The 18,706-nt window shown below is 70.7% G+C and carries 19 protein-coding genes and 1 pseudogene; 15 read left to right on the top strand and 5 right to left on the bottom strand.

Annotated features, from left to right (window positions below):
* Nucleotides 1-82 precede the first annotated feature (82 nt).
* The gene (locus ACZ4WQ_RS44720; protein WP_311728036.1) at nucleotides 83-409 is read left to right on the top strand and encodes a response regulator transcription factor; all 327 of its coding nucleotides are present in this window, start codon (nucleotides 83-85) and stop codon (nucleotides 407-409) included.
* Here the strand turns inward: ACZ4WQ_RS44720 and ACZ4WQ_RS44715 are convergent.
* Entirely contained in the window at nucleotides 399-1,775 is a 1,377-nt protein-coding gene (locus ACZ4WQ_RS44715; protein WP_398377227.1) for an FAD-binding oxidoreductase, read from the bottom strand. The two genes, ACZ4WQ_RS44720 and ACZ4WQ_RS44715, sit on opposite strands and share 11 nt — an antisense overlap.
* A 160-nt stretch (nucleotides 1,776-1,935) precedes the next feature.
* Here ACZ4WQ_RS44715 and ACZ4WQ_RS44710 point away from each other — a divergent pair, with 160 nt between their 5' ends.
* The 9 genes from ACZ4WQ_RS44710 (at nucleotide 1,936) to fabG (ending at nucleotide 11,192) form a co-directional block, all read left to right on the top strand.
* Entirely contained in the window at nucleotides 1,936-2,955 is a 1,020-nt protein-coding gene (locus tag ACZ4WQ_RS44710) for a beta-ketoacyl-ACP synthase III (protein ID WP_311728034.1), read from the top strand.
* A gap of 43 nt (nucleotides 2,956-2,998) precedes the next feature.
* Nucleotides 2,999-3,241, top strand: a complete 243-nt coding sequence (locus tag ACZ4WQ_RS44705) for an acyl carrier protein (RefSeq protein WP_311728033.1) — start codon at nucleotides 2,999-3,001, stop codon at nucleotides 3,239-3,241.
* Nucleotides 3,238-4,461: a beta-ketoacyl-[acyl-carrier-protein] synthase family protein gene (locus tag ACZ4WQ_RS44700; protein WP_311728032.1), complete on the top strand. Its 1,224-nt coding sequence runs from the start codon at nucleotides 3,238-3,240 to the stop codon at nucleotides 4,459-4,461. The genes ACZ4WQ_RS44705 and ACZ4WQ_RS44700 overlap by 4 nt, the downstream gene beginning before the upstream one ends.
* A 61-nt stretch (nucleotides 4,462-4,522) precedes the next feature.
* Nucleotides 4,523-6,364 carry an acyl-CoA dehydrogenase family protein gene (locus ACZ4WQ_RS44695; RefSeq protein WP_398377231.1) on the top strand — a complete coding sequence of 614 codons (1,842 nt, stop codon included), beginning with the start codon at nucleotides 4,523-4,525 and terminating at the stop codon, nucleotides 6,362-6,364.
* Between the two features lie 5 nt (nucleotides 6,365-6,369).
* A complete protein-coding gene (locus ACZ4WQ_RS44690) occupies nucleotides 6,370-6,792 on the top strand; it encodes an acyl-CoA thioesterase (RefSeq protein ID WP_311728030.1) in 423 nt (140 codons plus the stop codon).
* Nucleotide 6,793: 1 nt separating this feature from the next.
* On the top strand, nucleotides 6,794-7,708 hold the full coding sequence (locus ACZ4WQ_RS44685) for a fumarylacetoacetate hydrolase family protein (RefSeq protein ID WP_398377233.1): 915 nt from the start codon (nucleotides 6,794-6,796) through the stop codon (nucleotides 7,706-7,708).
* Nucleotides 7,705-9,303 (top strand): acyl-CoA carboxylase subunit beta, encoded by a 1,599-nt coding sequence (locus tag ACZ4WQ_RS44680; protein WP_398377235.1) that lies wholly within the window; start codon nucleotides 7,705-7,707, stop codon nucleotides 9,301-9,303. The genes ACZ4WQ_RS44685 and ACZ4WQ_RS44680 overlap by 4 nt, the downstream gene beginning before the upstream one ends.
* Nucleotides 9,304-9,337: 34 nt before the next feature.
* Nucleotides 9,338-10,420: a branched-chain amino acid aminotransferase gene (locus ACZ4WQ_RS44675; protein WP_311728027.1), complete on the top strand. Its 1,083-nt coding sequence runs from the start codon at nucleotides 9,338-9,340 to the stop codon at nucleotides 10,418-10,420.
* A 52-nt stretch (nucleotides 10,421-10,472) separates the two neighbouring features.
* Nucleotides 10,473-11,192 carry a 3-oxoacyl-[acyl-carrier-protein] reductase gene (fabG, locus tag ACZ4WQ_RS44670; protein ID WP_311728026.1) on the top strand — a complete coding sequence of 240 codons (720 nt, stop codon included), beginning with the start codon at nucleotides 10,473-10,475 and terminating at the stop codon, nucleotides 11,190-11,192.
* Nucleotides 11,193-11,195: 3 nt separating this feature from the next.
* Here fabG and ACZ4WQ_RS44665 read toward each other — a convergent pair whose 3' ends face one another.
* Nucleotides 11,196-11,774 (bottom strand): helix-turn-helix domain-containing protein, encoded by a 579-nt coding sequence (locus ACZ4WQ_RS44665; RefSeq protein WP_311728025.1) that lies wholly within the window; start codon nucleotides 11,772-11,774, stop codon nucleotides 11,196-11,198.
* 68 nt (nucleotides 11,775-11,842) lie between these two features.
* Between ACZ4WQ_RS44665 and ACZ4WQ_RS44660 the strand changes: the two genes are divergently transcribed.
* Genes ACZ4WQ_RS44660 through ACZ4WQ_RS44650 form a run of 3 tightly spaced genes read left to right on the top strand, consistent with a single transcriptional unit; the run spans nucleotide 11,843 to nucleotide 13,477 of the window.
* Nucleotides 11,843-12,526: an AzlC family ABC transporter permease gene (locus tag ACZ4WQ_RS44660; protein ID WP_311728024.1), complete on the top strand. Its 684-nt coding sequence runs from the start codon at nucleotides 11,843-11,845 to the stop codon at nucleotides 12,524-12,526.
* A 26-nt stretch (nucleotides 12,527-12,552) separates the two neighbouring features.
* Nucleotides 12,553-12,846, top strand: coding sequence for an AzlD domain-containing protein (locus ACZ4WQ_RS44655; protein WP_311728140.1), 294 nt, complete (start codon nucleotides 12,553-12,555; stop codon nucleotides 12,844-12,846).
* A gap of 52 nt (nucleotides 12,847-12,898) precedes the next feature.
* On the top strand, nucleotides 12,899-13,477 hold the full coding sequence (locus ACZ4WQ_RS44650; protein WP_358846781.1) for a YceI family protein: 579 nt from the start codon (nucleotides 12,899-12,901) through the stop codon (nucleotides 13,475-13,477).
* 50 nt (nucleotides 13,478-13,527) lie between these two features.
* Here ACZ4WQ_RS44650 and ACZ4WQ_RS44645 read toward each other — a convergent pair whose 3' ends face one another.
* From ACZ4WQ_RS44645 to ACZ4WQ_RS44635, 3 genes are read right to left on the bottom strand one after another with little or no spacing between them, the layout of a single operon-like run.
* On the bottom strand, nucleotides 13,528-14,421 hold the full coding sequence (locus ACZ4WQ_RS44645; protein WP_385342976.1) for a geranyl diphosphate 2-C-methyltransferase: 894 nt from the start codon (nucleotides 14,419-14,421) through the stop codon (nucleotides 13,528-13,530).
* A gap of 17 nt (nucleotides 14,422-14,438) precedes the next feature.
* Entirely contained in the window at nucleotides 14,439-15,677 is a 1,239-nt protein-coding gene (locus ACZ4WQ_RS44640; RefSeq protein ID WP_398377237.1) for a family 2 encapsulin nanocompartment cargo protein terpene cyclase, read from the bottom strand.
* The gene (locus ACZ4WQ_RS44635) at nucleotides 15,664-17,139 is read right to left on the bottom strand and encodes a family 2B encapsulin nanocompartment shell protein (RefSeq protein WP_398377239.1); all 1,476 of its coding nucleotides are present in this window, start codon (nucleotides 17,137-17,139) and stop codon (nucleotides 15,664-15,666) included. The genes ACZ4WQ_RS44640 and ACZ4WQ_RS44635 overlap by 14 nt, the downstream gene beginning before the upstream one ends.
* A gap of 260 nt (nucleotides 17,140-17,399) precedes the next feature.
* Between ACZ4WQ_RS44635 and ACZ4WQ_RS44630 the strand changes: the two are divergent.
* Both ACZ4WQ_RS44630 and ACZ4WQ_RS44625 read left to right on the top strand, forming a co-directional pair.
* Nucleotides 17,400-17,549 (top strand): annotated as a pseudogene (locus ACZ4WQ_RS44630) (SDR family NAD(P)-dependent oxidoreductase); the annotation flags it as partial.
* Between the two features lie 110 nt (nucleotides 17,550-17,659).
* Nucleotides 17,660-18,673, top strand: coding sequence for a BtrH N-terminal domain-containing protein (locus ACZ4WQ_RS44625; RefSeq protein WP_398377241.1), 1,014 nt, complete (start codon nucleotides 17,660-17,662; stop codon nucleotides 18,671-18,673).
* The last annotated feature ends 33 nt before the right edge of the window (nucleotides 18,674-18,706 follow it).

Here is an 18,706-nt window from a genome sequence, read left to right as displayed (position 1 = left end):
CGGGGCGCGATTAGATTGACATAAGCCGTCCAGCCTTTGCTTTATCCGGGGTCAGGGCTATCGGCGTGCTGTGGAGGGGATCATGATGTCCTTGACGGGAATTCATGGTAAGAGCTGGGATGCTGTCCTGGCCGCTATTACGCTGCTTTCCCAGCGTGAGCTGGAGGTGTTCGGCCTGCTGGGGGAGGGTGCCTCCAACCGCACCATTTCCAGCGTGCTCGCGATCAGCGAGCGCACCGCCAAAGCCCATGTGGCACAGATCCTGGCCAAACTCGACGTGGAATCCAGACTCCAGGCCGGCATCGTCGCCTTCGCCTGGGAAGTGGTCACGCACAACGGCGATGCGCGAGCGCTCCCCTCCTGGAGATCCGTCCCGCGATGCGGACCGGCGGCCGTCGTCAGACCGTGAAGACCTTTCCCGGGTTGAGGATCCCCGCCGGATCCCACACGCGCTTGATACCGCGGTGCAGGTCCAGCACGGCCGGGCTGAGCTCCCTGGCCAGGCCGCGCATCTTCAGCAGGCCCACCCCGTGCTCGCCGGTGACCGTGCCGCCCAGCGCTATCGCCTCGTCGACCACCTCCTCGAAGACCTCCCGGCCCCGGGCCAGTTCCCGCTCGTCGCCGCGCGGCACGACCAGCATCGGGTGCAGATTGCCGTCCCCGGCGTGGGCGATGCTCGCGATGCGTACGCCGTGCCGCTCGGCGGTGCGCTCCAGACGGGCGAACATCTCGGGGACGAGGGTGCGCGGCACGCAGATGTCCTCGCTGAGCACCATGCCCAGACGTTCCAGCGCGGGGTAGACCAGGCGGCGGGCGGCGAACAGGGCGTCCGCCTCGGCCGGGTCGCCGGAGCGGGCGCTCCAGGCGGCGCCGGCGGCTTCGAAGCAGGCCAGCACCGTGTCGGCCTCCTGCGCACCGGCGGCTCCGGGCGCGTCGCAGCGGGCCAGCAGCAGCACGTTGCCGCCGTCGGTGAGACCCATGTTCTTCCACTCGTCGACGGCGCGCAGGCAAAAGCGATCGACGAGTTCGAGGGCGCTGGGGACGACGCCGGAGGCCACCACATGGGCGACGGCCCGACCGGCGCTCGGCAGATCGTCGAAGTAGCCGACGACGGTCTGCTCCTGGGCGCGCTCGCCGCGCAGCCGCAGGGTGACCTCGGTGACCAGGCCCAGGGTGCCCTCGGAACCCACCAGCAGGCCGGCCAGTTCGAAACCGGCCGAGCTCTTGGCGGTCCGCCGGCCCAGCCGGACCACCTCGCCCCGGCCGGTGACCACCTCAAGGCCGAGCACGTAGTCGCGGGTCACGCCGTACTTCACGCAGCACAGGCCGCCCGCGTTGGTGGCGACGTTCCCGCCGATGGTGGACCAGGGCGCGCTGGCCGGGTCGGGCGGGTACCAGAGGCCCTTGGCGGCACACGCGGCCCGCAGGTCGTCGTTCACGACGCCGGGCTGCACCACGGTCAGACGCTCGTCCGGGTCGATGCGCAGGATGCGGTCCATCGCGGCGAAGGAGACGACCACGCAGCCGTCGACGGCGTTGGCGCCGCCGGACAGGCCGGTGCCGGCACCGCGGGCCACCACGGGCACGCCTCGTTCGGCGCAGTACGCCACGACCGCCGCGACCTCGGCGGAGTCACGTGGCCGCACCACGGCCGCCGGGAGGGCGTAGGGCGCGCCGGCGGCCTCGTCGTGGGCGAAGGACGCCAGCCGGGCCGGGTCGGTGAGCACCTGTCCGGCCGGGAGGAGCCCTGCGAGTTCAGAAGGTGTCGAGGTCATCTTCGCGAGGTTCGCACCGGGCGGGGAGAGCGGGCAATTGGCCCTTGGTACACGCCCCGCCGGGTGTACCAAGGGCCAATTGCCCGGCCGTCCGGCCATCGGAAAACCTGACTCAACGCCGGCTTCAGGGCGTGGACGCGGCCATCAGGAGGGCGAGTCAATGACGGCGGTACTCACGGGAATCGGAGGCTTCCTCCCGCCCCGGGCAGTCACCAACGACGACCTTTCGCGCACGCTGGACACCACGGACGACTGGATCCGCACCAGGACCGGGATCCGGGAACGCCGGGTCGTCTCCGACGGCCTGTCGACGGGGAGCATGGCCGTGGCGGCCGGCGCCCGGGCCATGCGGTCGGCGGGGGTGACCCGGGTGGACGCGGTGGTCGTGGCGACCACCTCGCCCGAGCGGCTCTGCCCGGCGGTGGCGCCCGAGGTCGCGTTCCGGCTGGGCCTCGGCACCGTGGCCGCCTTCGATCTGACCTCGGCGTGCAGTGGGTTCCTGTACGGGCTCGCCACCGTGTCCGGCCTGATCGGCTCCGGCACCGCCGACACCGTCCTGTTCATCGGGTCGGAGGCGTTCACCACGCTGGTGAACCAGGAGGACCGGACCACGGCACCGATCTTCGGCGACGGCGCGGGCGCGGTGGTGCTGCGCCGCGGCGAGCCGGACGAGCCCGGAGCGCTGGGCCCGTTCGACCTCGGCAGCGACGGCGCGCTGGCCGATCTGCTCGCCATCCCGGCCGGCGGTTCGCGGCAGCGTTCCGCCGACGACGGGCTCGGGCACGGCACGGTGCCGACGGCGGACTGGTACCTGCGGATGGACGGCCGCCCGCTGTACGCGCAGGCCGTCGAGCGGATGACGCAGTCGGCGCAGACGGTCCTCAAGCGCGCCGACTGGTCGGTGGCGGACGTCGACTGGTTCGTCGGTCACCAGGCCAACATCCGCATCGTGCGGGCGGTCGCGGAGGAGCTGGAGCTTCCCGGGGAGCGGGTCGCGGTGAACATCGACCGGGTGGGCAACACCCTGGCGGCGTCGGTGCCCCTGCTGCTCAACGACTACGCCGCCCGGGGTGACCTGGAGGCGGGCCAGCGGGTGCTGCTCTCCGCCTTCGGGGCCGGCCTGTCCTGGGGCTCGACCACTCTGCACTGGCCGGACATCCAGGCCCAGCCCGTCAACTGATCGTCAGATCTTCGTCCCTTCACCCGATCCAGGAGGAAACACCATGAGCTCCACCCACGACTCCGTCGTCGAGGTCTTCGTCACCCGCTTCGGTCTCGACCCGGAGGAAGTGGTGCCCGAGGCCACCTTCGACGACCTCGGCCTCGACTCACTGTCACAGATCGAGCTGGCCACCGCCCTGAAGAAGCGCCTGGGCATTGTGATCAGCGACGAGGAGCTGTCCGAGATCTCCGTCGTCGCGGACATCGTCGCCATGGTGGAGCAGAAGGGCGCCGCCGTCCGATGACCGGTTTCGCCGCCGCGATCACCGGGATCGGGCTGGTCACGCCCGCCGGTATCGGGATCAAGGAGAACTGGGACCGCGTGGTCGAGGGCCGGCCCGCGGCGGCGCACCACGCCGACCTGGACGGCCTGCCGGTGACCATGGCCTGCAAGGTGCCCGGCTTCGACCCGGACGGCCTCGGGCTGCGCGGCGCCTGGCAGTGGGACCGCTACGCCCGGTTCGCCATCGTCGCCGCGCGCGAGGCCCTGGAACAGGCCGGACTCAGCCCCGGCGCGTGGGCGGACAGTGCGCGGGTGGCCGTGATCCTCGGCTCGGGTGCCGGCGGTACCGCGACCCTGGAGGAGCAGCACCGGGTGATGATCGAGGAGGGGCCGTCGGAGGTGTCCCCGATGACCCTGCCGATGGGGCTGCTCAACATGGCGGCGGGCCAGGTGGCGATCGACATCGGCGCCAACGGGCCCTGCATGGCCCCGTGCACGGCGTGCGCCGCCGGGGCGAGCGCGATCGGGCTGGGCCGGGAGCTGATCCGGTCGGGGGCGGCCGACATCGTCGTGGCCGGCGGAGCCGAGGCGCCGATCACCCCGCTGTACATGTCCTCGTTCGCCAGGATGCGGGCCCTGTCGCGGCGGCTGGATTCCCCGCGGACCGCGTCCCGCCCGTTCGACGCGGCCCGTGACGGGTTCGTGCTCGGCGAGGGAGCCGGGGTCGTCGTCCTGGAGTCCGAGGAGCACGCACGCGCCCGGGGAGCGCGGCCGGTGGCCCGGGTGATCGGGTACGGCGCCTCCGCGGACGCACACCATGTCACCTCCCCTCACCCCGAGGGCAGGGGCGCCGAGCTGGCGGTCCGTGCGGCCCTCGAGGACGCCGGGCTGACCGGCCGGGACATCGGGTACGTCAACGCCCACGGCACCTCCACCCCGCTCAACGACGTCGTCGAGGCCGGGGTGATCCACCGCGTCGCCGGGACGGACGTCCAGGTCAGCTCCACCAAGGGGGTCACCGGACATCCGCTGGGCGCGGCCGGGGCCATCGAGGCCGCGTTCGCGGCGCTCACCGTGCACCACGGTGTGCTCCCGCCGACGGCGAGCACCACCGAGGTCGACCCCAGGGTGGAGGTGGACGTCGTGCACGGCGCGGCGCGCCGCGGCCGCGTGGACGTGGCGCTGAGCAACTCCTTCGGCTTCGGCGGCCAGAACGCCGCCCTGCTGCTCGCGTCCGCCTGACCGCGGCGGCCCACCCCTTCTGCCGGTCTTCACGATCCGAACCGCGGGAAAGGACCCACAGATGACCCCGTCGGCCTCCGCCGACCTGTCCCGGCTGCTCTTCGACGGCAGGTACGAGCAGACGCACCAGGACCTCCATGAGCTGCTGCTGGACCCCTTGTTCGACCCCCGCGAGGGGCTGAACATGGACGAGGCCGGGAAGCTGGCCTACGAGCGGTCGCGGGCCGTGCACGCCGGGCTGGAGCGCCCGCGGGAGATCCTGGCGGACCCGTGGCGGCTGTTCGCGCTGGCCGAGTGGCCGTCACTGGTGGACGTCTCCACGTTCTCGCTGCTGATGGTGCACTACAACCTCGCCTTCGGCACCGTCGTGGAGCACGGCGCCCGGGACGACCTGAAGGACCTGTTCGACGAACTGGACCGGCTGGACTCGTTCAGCCCGTACATGGCCACCGAGCTGGGCTACGGCAACAACGTGGCCGCGCTGCGCACCGAGGCCGTGTACGACGCCGCGAGCGAGACGTTCGTGCTGAACACCCCCGACGCGCTCGCGCAGAAGTACATGTCGTACAGCGGGTTCCAGGACATCCCGAAGCTGGCCGTGGTGATGGCCCGGCTGAAGGCGGACGGCAAGGACCACGGCGTGTTCCCGTTCCTGGTCCGGATCAGCGACCGCGACGGGCTGTGCGCGGGCGTGCACGCGGCGCCGTGCCCGGAGAAACCGGTGCAGGGCCTGGACAACGGCCTCACCTGGTTCGACCATGTGCGGGTCCCGCGCCGCAACCTGCTCCACGGCGACATGGGCGGCTTCGACGAGAACGGCACCTTCCGCCCGGCCTCCGGCAACCAGCGCAGGCGGTTCCTGCGCGCGATGAGCCGGATCCTGCCCGGGCGGCTGTGCGTCTCCAGCGCGGCGACAGGCGCGGGCCGGGCCGGTGTGTACATCGCCCTGCGGTACGCGGCACGGCGGCTCACCAACGCGCCCGGCCGCAACGACCTTCCGGTCATCGAGTACCGCAGCCACCAGCTCGCGCTGTTCACCGCGCTGGCCAAGACGTACGCGATGACCCTGCTGCTCAACCACGCCAAGCGGGAGTTCACAGGGGCGCCGCGGGACTCCGCGCCGGCCGAGCTCAACCATCTGGTGTCGATCACCAAGGCGCTGACCACCTGGGAGATGACCGAGACCATCGCCACCTGCCGGGAGCGCTGCGGGGCCCAGGGCATCTTCAGCGTCAACCGGATCGCGGACTACGGGTCGCTGCTCCAGGGCCTGGTCACCGCGGAGGGCGACAACCAGGTCCTGCTGGCCACCACAGCCGGACAGATCATCGCGCAGAGCGGCGACGTCGAAGAGCCGGGCGCGGCCCCCGACCCGCGGGGCCGGAGCCTGCGCGACCCGGCGTTCCTGGTGGCCGTCCTGCGCCACCGGGAACAGGAACTGCTCCGGGCGGCTCGGGCGGCCATGACGGACGACTCCCAGGACCGGACGTACTTCGAGGCGTGGAACGGCACCATCAACACCGGCCTCGAGATGGCCCGGGCGCGCGGGGTGCGCACGGCGCTGGAGTGCCTCGCCGCCGCGGTGGACGCGGCGCGGGACGAGACGGCGAGGGCGGCGCTCGCCTTGCTGGCCGCGCTGTACGGGCTGACCGAGGTGCGGCGGGACGCCGGCTGGTTCCTGGCGCGCGGCGCGCTGACGGCCGAGCAGGTGGAGCGGCTGCCACGGGAGGCGGACGCCCTGTGCGCGGAACTCCAGCCGTACGCCGACACACTGACCGGTGGGTTCAACCTGTCCCCGGAACTGCTGCGGGCGCCGATCGCGGCGGACGACTACGTGGCCGCCTTCCAGTGGCGGACCGGCGCCCTGGGCCCGGCCGCCGCCCGCACCGCCGAGGGAAGCTGAACGGGATGGCGCGGCACAGCTACTACTGCCCGATCCGCTGGTCCGACATGGACATCTACGGGATCGTCAACAACGTCTCCTACCTGCGCTATCTGGAGGAGGCCCGGGTCGACTTCATCTTCCGGATGGCGCCGACCGAGGGCGACGCCTTCTTCCGGGACGGCTCGGTGGTGGTGGAGCACAGGATCCGCTACCGGCGGCAGTTGGCGCACCGGCACGAGCCGGTCGAGATCGAGATGTGGGTCTCCGACCTTCAGTCGGCGACGGTGGCCATCGACTACGCGGTCAAGGACGGCGACACCGTGTACGCCACCGCCTCGACGGTGATGGCGCCGTTCGACTACCAGGCGGGCCGACCCCGACGGCTGACCGACGACGAAACCCGCTTCTTCGAGAAGTACCTCGACGACCCCCAGGGGGGCGGCTGACATGCGGCTGCTGCGGATCGGCCCGCCGGGCGGGGAGCGGCCCTGCGCCGTGGGCCCCGGCGGGATCGTCCGGGATCTGTCGGCGTGGGTGACCGACTGGACGGGCGCGGCCCTGGACCCGGACGCGCTGCGGGAGCTGGGGGCACGGCTGGAGCGGGAGGCCGCCGGGCGGCCGGCGGTCGACCCGGCCGCCGAGCGGGTCGGGCCGCCCGTCCGTCCGGGCGGGCATCTGCTGTCGATCGGGCTCAACTACCGGATGCACGCCGCCGAGGCGGGCCTGGCGCTGCCGGACGAGCCGATCGTCTCCAGCAAGGCGCCGTCCACCCTGGTCGGCCCATATGACGATCTGCTGCTGCCCCCCGGCGGAGAGAAGACCGACTGGGAGGTCGAGCTGGCCGTGGTGATCGGGCGGCGCGCCCAGTATCTGCCGGACCGCGCCGCCGCGCGGGCCCATGTCGCGGGATTCGCCACCGGTGACGACGTGTCCGAGCGGAGCTGGCTGCTGGAGCGCGGCGGCCAGTGGGTGAAGGGCAAGTCGTTCGAGTCCTTCAGCCCGCTGGGCCCGTATCTGGTCACCCCGGACGAAGCCGGTGATCCGCAGCGGCTGCGGCTGACCTGCCGGGTCAACGGCCGGCTGATGCAGGACGGGACCACCGCCGACATGGTCTTCGACGTGGCCCATCTGGTCTGGTACCTGAGCCAGTTCATGGTGCTGCACCCGGGTGACGTGGTGCTGACCGGGACGCCCGGCGGGGTCGCCCTGGGCCGCCCGGACCAGCCGTATCTGCGGGCCGGTGACGTGGTGGAGGCGGAGGTGGCGGGACTGGGCGCGCACCGGCAGCGCTGCCGCGCGGCCCCAGCCGTACGGGCCGTCGTACCGGCCGGCCGGTCCCGGAAGGAGAGGGAGAGCAGATGACGACCGTTCAGCGGGAACTCATCGGCCGGGCGCCGCGCGTGTCCCCTGACACCCGGGCGCGGGTGGCCGAGCTGCACGCCGCCAAGGAGCAGGCCCGTCGTGGCCCGAGCGACCGCGCGACCCGGGCGCAGCACGCCAAGGGCAAGCTGACCGCCCGCGAGCGTATCGACCTGCTGCTGGACCCGGGGTCGTTCGCCGAGGTGGAACCGTTGCGCCGACACCGGGCGGTCGGCTTCGGGATCGAGGAACGCAGACCGCACACGGACGGTGTGATCACAGGCTGGGGCACGGTCGAGGGCCGCACCGTGTTCGTCTACGCGCATGACTTCCGGATCTTCGGCGGGGCGCTCGGGGAGGCGCACGCCGAGAAGATCCACAAGATCATGGACATGGCCATCGCGGCCGGTGCGCCGCTGGTTTCGCTCAACGACGGGGCCGGGGCCAGGATCCAGGAAGGCGTGTCGGCCCTCGCCGGCTACGGCGGGATCTTCCAGCGCAATGTGCGGGCCTCCGGGGTGATACCGCAGATATCGGTGATCCTGGGGCCGTGCGCGGGCGGCGCGGCGTACTCCCCGGCGCTGACCGACTTCGTGTTCATGGTGCGCGGCACCTCGCAGATGTTCATCACCGGGCCGGACGTGGTGAAGGCCGTGACCGGTGAGGACGTCACCCAGGAGCGGCTCGGCGGCGCCGATGTGCACGCGGAGCTGTCGGGCGTGTCCCACTTCGTGTACGAGGACGAGCCGACCTGCCTGAGCGAGGTCCGTTACCTGCTCTCCCTGTTGCCGTCCAACAACCAGCAGGACCCGCCCTTCGCACCGTGCACGGCCGCCGCCGACCGGCGCGGCGAGGCGCTGCTCGGCCTGGTTCCGGCCGAGGGCAGGCTGCCGTACGACATGCGCCGGGTGATCGAGGAGATCGTCGACCACGGCGACTTTCTGGAGGTCCATGAGCGGTGGGCCCCCAACATCCTGTGCGGTCTTGCCCGGCTCGGCGGGCAGGTGGTCGGCATCGTCGCCAATCAGCCGATCGCGCTGGCCGGGGTGCTGGACATCAAGGCCAGCGAAAAGGCCGCCCGCTTCGTGCGCATGTGCGACGCGTTCAACATTCCGCTGCTGTCCCTGGTGGATGTGCCGGGCTTTCTGCCGGGGGTGGACCAGGAGCACGGCGGGGTGATCCGGCACGGCGCGAAGCTGCTGTACGCGTTCTGTGAGGCTACGGTGCCGCGAGTACAGCTGATCCTGCGCAAGGCGTACGGCGGGGCGTACATCGTGATGGACTCCCGCTCGATCGGCACTGATCTTTCCTACGCCTGGCCGACCAACGAGATCGCGGTCATGGGCGCCGAGGGCGCCGCGAACGTTATCTTCCGTAAACAGATCGCGGAGGCGGCCGACCCGGAGACCGTGCGGGCCCGGATGGTCAAGGACTACCGGTCGGAGCTGATGCACCCCTACTACGCGGCCGAGCGCGGGCTGGTCGACGACGTGATCGACCCCGCCGAGACCCGGTCGGTGCTGGTACGCGCCTTCCGGATGCTGCGGACCAAGCATGCGGAGCAGCCGTCCCGCAAGCACGCCAACACCCCCCTGTGACCTGTACGCCGCAATCCCCTGCCTCGGAGCGCCCATGACCATCACCTTCACCACCGAGACGGCCGTCCCGCTGCCCGCCGCGGAGCGGGCGGCGCTGCTGGAGGCCCCCGCCTTCGGCGAGGTGTTCACCGACCACATGATCAGCATCGACTGGGACCGGGGGCGGGACTGGCACAGCGCCCGGCTGCATCCCTACGGACCGCTGGTGCTCGACCCGTCGGCCCAGGTCTTCCACTACGGCCAGGAGGTGTTCGAGGGCATGAAGGCGTACCGGCGCCCGGACGGCACGGTGGTGACCTTCCGCCCGTACGCCAACGCGGCCCGGTTCAACCGCTCCAGCGCGCGGATGGCGATGCCGCAGCTGCCCGAGGAAACCTTCGTCGAGGCCCTGGAGATCCTGGTCACCGCCGACCGGGACTGGGTCCCGGAACGGCCCGGGCACAGCCTGTACTTACGGCCGTTCATGATCGCCACGCAGCACACGATCGGCTTCTACGGGCCGTCCGCCGCCTACCGGTTCATGGTGATCGCCTCGCCGGCGGCCGCCTACTTCAAGGCCGGGGCGAAACCGCTCACGGTGTGGCTCTCACAGGACTACACACGGGCGGCTCCCGGGGGCACGGGCGAGGCCAAGTGCGGCGGCAACTACGCGGGCACCCTGGTGGCCCAGGCGCAGGCCCAGGAGATGGGCTGCGACCAGGTGGTGTGGCTGGACTCGGTGGAGCGCCGGTGGGTGGACGAGATGGGCACCAGCAACCTGTTCTTCGTCTACGGCACGAGGCTGGTCACGCCGGAGCTGTCCGGGACGCTGCTGGCCGGGGTCACCCGGGACTCGGTGCTGGCGCTGGCGGCGGAACTCGGCTACCGGACCGAGGAGGGGAGGATCAGCGTGGAGCAGTGGCGGGCCGACGCCGAGTCGGGGGCGCTGACCGAGATGTTCTCCTGCGGCACCTCGTCGATGGTCACACCGGTCGGCTTCGTCAAGAGCGCGGACGGCGACTGGACGATCGGCGGCGGAACGCCCGGCCCGGTCACCTCGCGGCTGCACGCGGAGCTGACGGGAATCCAGACCGGCGCGCGGCCGGACCCGTTCGGCTGGGTTCACAAGATCGCCTGACCGGCCTGACGCCAGGTCCTTGTCCACCGTGGGGAAAGGGTGCGTGGGAATCATGAGCCGTTCGGTCCTGGTGACCGGAGGGAATCGGGGCATCGGCCTCGCGGTCGCCCATGCCTTCGCGGAGGCCGGCGACAGGGTCGCGCTGACCTACCGGACGGGCGAGCCGCCGCAGGCCGCGACCCGGCTCGGCTGCCTCGCCGTCACATGTGACGTCACCGACGCCGATCAGGTGGAGCGGGCGTACAAGGAGGTGGAGGCGGCGCACGGCCCGGTGGAGGTACTGGTGGCGAACGCCGGCATCACCCGGGACCGGCTCCTGATGCGGATGGCCGACCAGGACTTCGCGGAGGTGCTGGACACCAACGTGATGGGGGTCTTCCGAGTGGTCAAGCGGGCCGCCGGGGAGATGGTCGAGGCGCGGCGGGGGCGGATCGTGCTGATCTCCTCGGTGGTCGGTCTGCTCGGCGCGGCCGGGCAGGCCAACTACGCGGCCTCGAAGGCCGGCCTGGTCGGTTTCGCCCGGTCCGTGGCCCGCGAGCTCGGCTCACGGGGCGTCACCTGCAATGTGGTCGCGCCGGGATTCGTCGAGACGGACATGACCAAGGCGCTGAACGACAAACAGCGGGCCGCCATGCTGAGCAAGGTGCCCCTGGGACGCAGTGCACAGGCGGCGGAGGTGGCGGCGGCGGTACGGTTCCTGGCCTCCGAGGACGCCGCCTACATCTCCGGGGCCGTCCTGCCGGTGGACGGCGGCCTGGGCATGGGGCACTGAAGGTCAGAGATGCTCCGAGACGAGCACCGCGCGGGTGGCGGGCTCCAGCGCCTGGAAGACGTGCGGGACATCGGCCGGGTAGCAGATGTAGTCGCCCGGGTGGAGTTCCACCGGCTCGTCGGCGGTGCCCACCAGGGCCCGGCCCGCGCTGATCACCACATGCTCCACGACTCCGGGCAGGTGCGGGGCGGAGGAGCGCTGCGGGCCGGGCTCGGCGGCGATGCTGTAGACGTCCCGCCGGGCCCCGGGCGGGGAGGCGGCGAGGAGGGTGGCCCGGTAGTCGCTCTGGGCGGCGCCTATGCCCGGTCCCTCTCCCGCGCGGATCACCTGGACCTGCGGCCGGGGAACGGCCAACAGCCGGGAGAAGGGGATCTCCAGGGCCACGCAGAGCGCCCACAGCGTCTCCAGGCTGGGGTTTCCGGTGCCGGACTCCAACTGCGAGAGCGTGGACTTGGCAAGCCCGGCCCGGCGGGCCACCTCGGTGAGGGACAGCCCTGCCCGGACGCGTGCCGCCCGCAGGGATGCGGCGATCACTTCGAGCGGCGGCTTGAGCGCGGGGTCGGCGGGGTCGGCATCGGACACGCGGGTTCGCTCCAATGGTCGGTGGTTCTCCTTGACGAACACGGCAGGGGATGTTCAGTATAAACTCCATGCGTTCGTTATGGAGAACACTGGGTGGAAGGCTGCTGCGCGACATCGCGCTCGTCTGCCTGGCCGTCGGGGTCATCGGCGTTTCCTACGGCGCCACCGCGGTCACCTCAGGGTTCGCATGGTGGTTCCCGGTCCTGATGGGGGCGCTCGTCCTGGCCGCGTCGTCCGAGTTCCTGTTCGTCGGCATCATCGCCGCCGGGGGCAGCCCGATCGCCGCGCTGCTGGCCGGGCTCCTCGTCAACGCCCGTCACCTGCCGTTCGGACTGGCGGTCCCCGATGTGCTCGGGCGGGGCTGGCGCGGACTGCTCGGCACCCATCTGATGAACGACGAGACGGTCGTCTTCGCCATGGCCCAGGACGGACTGCCACGCAAGCGGGCCGCGTACTGGGCCTGCGGACTGGGCATCCTGGTCTGCTGGCCGGCCGGCGCCGCACTGGGCGCGCTCCTCGGCAGCGTCGTGGAGGACACCGCGGCCCTCGGCCTGGACGCCATGTTCCCCGCGGTGATCCTCGCCCTGATCCTCCCCGCGATGAAGGAACGGCCAGTACGGCGAACGGCACTGGCCGGCGCCGCGCTGGCACTGGCCGTCAGCGCGTTTCTGCCGGCCGGGCTCCCGGTACTGGTCGCCCTGGCCGCGCTGCCGCTGTTCGCCGCCAAGGCCGCGGAAGGAGCCGTGCGTTGAGTCACGCCGTAGCGCTGCTGGCGGCGATGCTGGCCCTGGCAGCCGGGACCTTCCTGCTCCGCCTCGCGGGACCGGCCCTGCGGGCCAAGGTCACCTTCCCGAAACGGGCCGAGAAGCTGCTGGAAGTCTCGGCGGTGGTCCTGCTCACCGCACTGACGGCCACAGCGGCGCTCACCGAGAGCGGCGGCTTCGCCGGCCCCGCCCGCCCGATCGGGGTCATGGTCGGCGGAGCGCTCGCCTGGCGCAAAGCGCCGTTCCTCGTCGTGGTGCTCGCGGCAGCGGGCACGGCGGCGCTGCTTCGGCTCGCCGGCGTTCCCTGACGCGGCCGTCCGCGCGCCCGTCGGTCCCTGTTCGTCACGTACAGTCAGATCCGTGACATTGAGTGATGGGGCATACGGGTTCGGGCCGCCGACGGGCCGCTTGCTGATCAAGACCAGCCGCGCCGGGCTCGGCCGGAAGGCGGGGCACGACCTCACCATCGAGGCCACCCGCTGGTCGGGGAGCGCGGTGGTCGTCGCCGACGATCCCGGGCGGTCATCGGTGACCGTGACGGTCGAGACGGGTTCCCTGACTGTCCGGGAGGGGATCGGCGGGCTCAAACCCCTCACCGACGCCGACCGGGCCGAGATCAAAAGGACGCTGGAGGGGGAGGCCCTGTTGCACACCGCGCGGCACCCCACGATCACCTTTCGCTCCACGAGCATCACGGGAACGCTTCCGTCCTTCGAGATCACCGGGGACCTCACCATCAAGGGCCGGACACACCCGGCGACCGTGCACGGTGGCAGCGACGGCGATGGAATGGTGTGCGGCTGGGCGACGGTCCCCCAGTCCACCTGGGGGATCAAGCCGTATACCGCTTTCCTCGGCGCGCTGAAGCTGGCCGACGAGGTTCGGGTCGAGTACGCGGTGACCGAACTCGAACCGCTGCCCGACCTCGGGTTGCGCTGAAAGGGCTGGGTCCGTCAGGGACGGGCCCAGCCCTTTCAGCCGTCAGGTGGTCAGACGCGGTCGGATGCGATCAGGAGGTACTGGAAGGAGCCGTCCTTGTAGGAGTTGATAAACGCTTCCTCGATGCCCGTGACCAGCGAGGACGTGGCCCGCAGCTCCCAGTAGGGCAGCGTCGCGGGAGTGAGGTCGATGACGGCCTGTGGCACGAGGCGATTGTCGGCCATGGCGCGCATGTACTCCCGGCGGGAGTGGATGTTGCATTCGAAGTGCGCGTTGATCTGGGAGACCCACTTCGAGGGCTGACCATAACGCGGGTTCCAGCAGCCGGTGATGGTCACGTAGCGGCCGCCGACCGCGAGGATCCGGGAGTGCTCGGCGAAGAGGTCGTGCAGGTCGACGTACATGCTCGACTCGTTGTTCCACGAGGCCGCGGCCCGCCCGGTCTCGAAGGGCGTGTCGAGCATGTTGCAGACGCGGGCGTGGACGTGGTCCTCGATGCCGAGTTCGCGGGCACGCTGGTTGGCGAAATCGGCCTGCTTGGCCGACAGGGTGACGCCCTCGACCTTGCACCCGAAGCGCTGGTGGGCCATGACCATCGAGCCGCCACGGCCACAGCCGGCGTCCACGAGGGTGTCGTCGCGCCCCATGGGGCCGAGATGGTTCAGGAGGAGTTCGGCCTGCGCCGACTCCAGGCGGTGGAGCTCGGCGATCAGCTTCTTCTCGTATGAGCTGTCGTCCGCGTCGCGGAGCGCGGCGTGATCGACGTCGCCGATGCCGTAGTGGTGGTGATAAAGGCCGTCGACATCGCCGAGACGCAGGTTCACGGGCCTGGCCTCGTGGTCCCAGTAGCGGGCGATGTCCCCCTGGTAGGGCGTCACCGGGGCGGGGATGAACAAGGAGGCGTTGGTGGGGGTGGCGTCGGTGGTGAGCTCGGTGCTGGTCACGGACAGGTCCATTCTTCTTACCAGAAGTCGGGCAGGGTGTAGCGGTAGGTGTTGGTCTGGTGCCAGTGGTGGTTGCCGTCGACCCATACGGCCACGCCACGCAGGAAGCGCTGCACGCTGGGGACGGGGCAGGCGGTGGCGAGAGCGGTGGCTTGGGCCTCGAAGTCGTGCATGAGGTCGTTGTGGACCTCGATCGCCTTCAGGTAGGCCTCGCGGTCCGGGAGGCCTTCGCGTTCGGCGATCACCACGGGGAGGTTGAGGTGGCGGCCGGGGGAGGCGAGTTCCTTGGTGTAGGAGTAGAGGTCGTTGACGATGGTGGTGGCGTTGCCGGCGAGCGCGATGACCCGTTGCATGGCGGGCAGGGCGTGCAGGTCCGCGGGCAGTTCGTAGCCGCCGACGGAGTCGGTGATGGTGGGGCAGGGGCGGAAGTTGTTGAACTGGCGCATCGCCAGGTACTCCCACACCTCGGGTACGTGGTCCGTCTGGGCCCAGGCGGCCTCGGCCAGGTACCCCATGTGCAGCCGGGCCATGTCGTGCCGGAACCGGTCGGCCTGGGAAGGGCTGGCCACTTGGAGGAAGTACTCCATGGCGGAGCGGTAGGCACGCCGGGGCGCGTCCGCGTGGAGGGACTCCGTCCATTGGGGCTGGTATTCCCTGGTGGTGTGCAGGGGGTCGAGAGCGGTGTGCGCCAGCAGAAGGCGTCCGCCCAGGCCGATGGGCGAGCCTCCGTGGTCCTCGCAGTAGCAGTCGTCCACCGCGTTCTCCGCGACCATCAGCCGCGTGGCGAGCATCAGGTGATCGACGGTCGGGGCGTCCGGATGGCAGACGACCATGTAGCGCCCCACGGAGAAGCCGTCGAACTCCTCCTCCCACTCCTCGGGGTACAGATCGACCTCGTCCAGCGCCCATGCCTTGATCCTGCGGCCGACTTCCTCCACCCGCACGGGATCGGGCTCCGCCACCGGGTGGTAGTACAGGCCCGGAATCGGGTTCCCTTCGGCCGCAGCCGCAGCCGCCGGAGGCTCCGGGAGCGTTGGCGGCGTCGGCGGCTCCTCCCGTCGGACCAGACGCAGACCCGCCGTGCCCAGGCCACTGGGACCACCCAGGATCCGGTCCAGACCCGCGCCCGGCGTCCGCACCTCGGCGGCGGAGACATCGACGGCAGACGGGATGGGCGGGGACGGCACAAGGGGGCGGCCGCCGCTGGCGGCCGCGGGCAGACTCGACTGCGGAGGGGAAGGCTCAGGGTCGGGCATCGATGGCTCCTTGGCGGGATGGGTGGCTGCCCCGGGAGGTCTGGGCCGTCTCGTCGGGCGTGCGGGCGATCTGCACGTTCTCCAGCACGCCGAGCGCGTCCGGCACAAGGACGGCGGCGGAGTAGTAGGTGGTGACGAGGTAGGAGGTGATCGCCTTTTCGTCGGTGCCCATGAAACGCACCGACAGGCCCGGTTCGTACTCCTCCGGCAGACCGGTCTGGCGCAGGCCGACGACGCCCTGGTCGTCCTCGCCGGTACGCATGACGAGGATCGAGCTGGTGTTCTCCTTGGTGATGGGGATCTTGTTGCAGGGCAGGATCGGGACACCACGCCAGGCCGGGACCTGCTGCCCGCCGAGGTCGACGTGGTTCGGATAGAGCCCGCGGGAGTTGAACTCACGCCCGATCGCCGCGATCGTCCTGGGGTGGGCGAGGAAGAACTTGGAGCCTCGGCGGCGGCAGAGCAGCTCGTCGAGGTCGTCCGGGGTGGGCGGGCCGGAGTGGGTCTGGATGCGCTGCTTGAAGTCGGCGTTGTGGAGCAGTCCGAACTCCCGGTTGTTGATCAGCTCGTGCTCCTGGCGCTCGCGCAACGCCTCGATGACGAGCCTGAGCTGCTCCTCGGTTTGGTTCATCGGCCCGTTGTAAAGGTCGGCGACCCTCGTGTGGACCCGCAGAACGGTCTGCGCGACGGAGAGTTCGTACTCCCGCGGCTTCAGCTCGTAGTCCACGAACGTGCTGGGCAGTTCGGGCTCACCGGTGTGGCCGGCCGACATCGCGATCTCGGCCTCGCCATGACGGTTCTGCCGTTCGCGGAGAAGTGAGCCGTACCGCTGAATGTGCGCCTGGAGGCCCGGCGCCGCGGACACCACGGCGGCGAAGTCGGCGCGGGACAGGGTGAGCAAGATGCCGACGGTCTCAGCGGTGGCGGTGTAGCCCCACCGGGCCTCCGCGTCCAACAGGGCTTCCTCACCGAACCGGTCGCCATCGGCAAGCACGGCGACGGCGACCTCATCGCCGTACGTGCCGACGGAAGTCTGGCTGACGCGGCCGTGTGCGATCAGATGGAGCTGCTCGGCGGGCGTTCCGCGCTCGACCAGCACCTCGCCGGCCCGGAGGTCGCGCTGCACGCACCGGTCGGCGATCGCGGTCAGCAGCTCCACATCCTCGAATCCGCGCAGCACGGCCAGTTCGCCGAGCTCGCGGGGGATCACCCGGACGTGGGCACCGTCCTGCACGAACTCGACGCGCCCGTCGCCGACGGTGTAGCTCAGCCGGCGGTTCACCCGGTAGGTACCGCCCCTGGCCTCCACCCAGGGGAGCGTCCGCAGCAGCCAGCGAGAGGTGATCCCCTGCATCTGCGGGGCGGACTTGGTCGTGGTGGCAAGGTTGCGGGCGGCCGCCGTGGACAGGCTGGACTGCCGAGGCGGCACCGGCTGTGCTTCCCGACCGGTCTCAACAGTCATCGGGCGAGCTCTCCTTCATCAGGGCATGGCCGGCGTGCGCGCGTCACCGGGAAAGAGGAAAAAGAAGGGGCAAACATCCGGGAATGCGTCCAGATCCCGGGGAACAGTAACGGCCGCTGCGCCCGGACGGCCGCGAGAAGCCGTTGGTATTAACTCGATACGATGATCCTGCTCGTACAAGGTTTGCCCGGGCGGCCGGACGACGGTATACAGGCGCGCTCGCCAGCGCCCCCCGCTGTCCGTACATCACACGGGGTCCTTACACCGCACAGGGCTGGGAGTGGCAGTTCGCCACCAACCGTCTCGGCCACTTCGCACTCGCCACGGGCCTGCACGACGCGCTCGCCGCCGACGGCGCCGCCCGCATCGTCGCCGTCAGCTCCCCGGCGAAGAGGAGCAGGGGGCTGGTGGACTCTCCCACCGTGGGAGAGTCCACCATGATGGCGTGCAAGACGAAGCGCCGTACGTGAGGCCTCTCGCGTCGGGTCGGCAGAGGCCTCTACATCCAGGGAAGCATGGCATGACCACGGTGATAGACATTGATGTCCGCGGTACGCAGCACTGCGAGACGACGGCTCTGGGGGTGCTGTTGCGGCACCAGGGGCTCGATCTGTCCGAACCCATGCTCTTCGGCCTCGGTTCCGGTCTGTCCTTCATCTACTGGGACAGCAAGAACATGGGCTTCCCCTTCCTCGGGGGACGGGTCAAGCCCTTCGACCTCACCAGAAACCTGGCCACCACACTCGGGCTGGAACTCCTGGTCCAGGAGACGACCTCCCCTCGCAGGGCATGGGAGAACGTGGTGGCCCCCATCGACGCCGGCCACCCGGTGGGACTACAGCTCGACAGCTACCACTTGGACTACTTCGGGTCGAAGGTGCACTTCGGCGGTCATGTCGTCGCCATGTACGGCTACGACGACCGCGACGCCTATCTGGTGGACACCGGCCAGCAGGGCGGAGCCGTATCCACCAGCCTGGCGAGCCTGGCCGAGGCAAGGGCCGCACGTGGACCGATGGCCGCCAAACACCGGTCCTTCACCCTCACCGCTCCGGGGAACCCGCCCTCCCCACAGGACCGGATCGTTCCCGCCATCACCGCCTGCGCCGACGCCTTCCTCAACCCGCCCATCGCCAACCTCGGCCACCGAGGCATCGAAAAGGCCGGCAAGCTGGTACGCACCTGGCTCCAGCGGACCGACGCCCCGCAGCGGGACCTACCGCAGGCTGCCCTCTTGATGGAGAAGGCCGGCACCGGCGGCGCCCTGTTCCGTAACCTCTACCGCGACTTTCTCGCCGAATGCTCCCAACAGCTCGACAGCGGCCACCTGCGCACCGGCCACAGGCTGTACACCGAGGCAGCCACTCTGTGGACGGAAGTCGCGGCACTGATCACAAAGGCCGGTGAATCAGGCGATGCGCAGTCCCTCGTACAGGCAGGCACCATCCTCCGCGAACTTTCACGCATTGAGCGTGAGGCCATGCAGGCGCTGCGCTGCCTGGGGAGTGTAAGCCCACACCCAAACCAGTCCTGACTAGTGCCGCATCAGGCAACGTTCGCCCTGTCG

It is taken from the genome of Streptomyces sp. NPDC028305, from assembly GCF_055569495.1.
Note: the sequence above shows the minus strand (reverse complement) of the source record. Positions and strands in the feature narration are given on the sequence as shown.

Coding starts and splice junctions, on each gene's coding strand:
- ACZ4WQ_RS44655 (WP_311728140.1), top strand. CDS start 12,553: ATGCTGGCCCTGGCAGCCGGGACCTTCCTGCTCCGCCTCGCGGGACCG.
- ACZ4WQ_RS44715 (WP_398377227.1), bottom strand. CDS start 1,775: ATGACCTCGACACCTTCTGAACTCGCAGGGCTCCTCCCGGCCGGACAG.
- ACZ4WQ_RS44685 (WP_398377233.1), top strand. CDS start 6,794: ATGCGGCTGCTGCGGATCGGCCCGCCGGGCGGGGAGCGGCCCTGCGCC.
- ACZ4WQ_RS44690 (WP_311728030.1), top strand. CDS start 6,370: ATGGCGCGGCACAGCTACTACTGCCCGATCCGCTGGTCCGACATGGAC.
- ACZ4WQ_RS44635 (WP_398377239.1), bottom strand. CDS start 17,139: ATGACTGTTGAGACCGGTCGGGAAGCACAGCCGGTGCCGCCTCGGCAG.
- ACZ4WQ_RS44680 (WP_398377235.1), top strand. CDS start 7,705: ATGACGACCGTTCAGCGGGAACTCATCGGCCGGGCGCCGCGCGTGTCC.
- ACZ4WQ_RS44675 (WP_311728027.1), top strand. CDS start 9,338: ATGACCATCACCTTCACCACCGAGACGGCCGTCCCGCTGCCCGCCGCG.
- ACZ4WQ_RS44710 (WP_311728034.1), top strand. CDS start 1,936: ATGACGGCGGTACTCACGGGAATCGGAGGCTTCCTCCCGCCCCGGGCA.
- ACZ4WQ_RS44625 (WP_398377241.1), top strand. CDS start 17,660: ATGACCACGGTGATAGACATTGATGTCCGCGGTACGCAGCACTGCGAG.
- ACZ4WQ_RS44705 (WP_311728033.1), top strand. CDS start 2,999: ATGAGCTCCACCCACGACTCCGTCGTCGAGGTCTTCGTCACCCGCTTC.
- ACZ4WQ_RS44720 (WP_311728036.1), top strand. CDS start 83: ATGATGTCCTTGACGGGAATTCATGGTAAGAGCTGGGATGCTGTCCTG.
- ACZ4WQ_RS44695 (WP_398377231.1), top strand. CDS start 4,523: ATGACCCCGTCGGCCTCCGCCGACCTGTCCCGGCTGCTCTTCGACGGC.
- ACZ4WQ_RS44660 (WP_311728024.1), top strand. CDS start 11,843: ATGCGTTCGTTATGGAGAACACTGGGTGGAAGGCTGCTGCGCGACATC.
- ACZ4WQ_RS44700 (WP_311728032.1), top strand. CDS start 3,238: ATGACCGGTTTCGCCGCCGCGATCACCGGGATCGGGCTGGTCACGCCC.
- ACZ4WQ_RS44640 (WP_398377237.1), bottom strand. CDS start 15,677: ATGCCCGACCCTGAGCCTTCCCCTCCGCAGTCGAGTCTGCCCGCGGCC.
- fabG (WP_311728026.1), top strand. CDS start 10,473: ATGAGCCGTTCGGTCCTGGTGACCGGAGGGAATCGGGGCATCGGCCTC.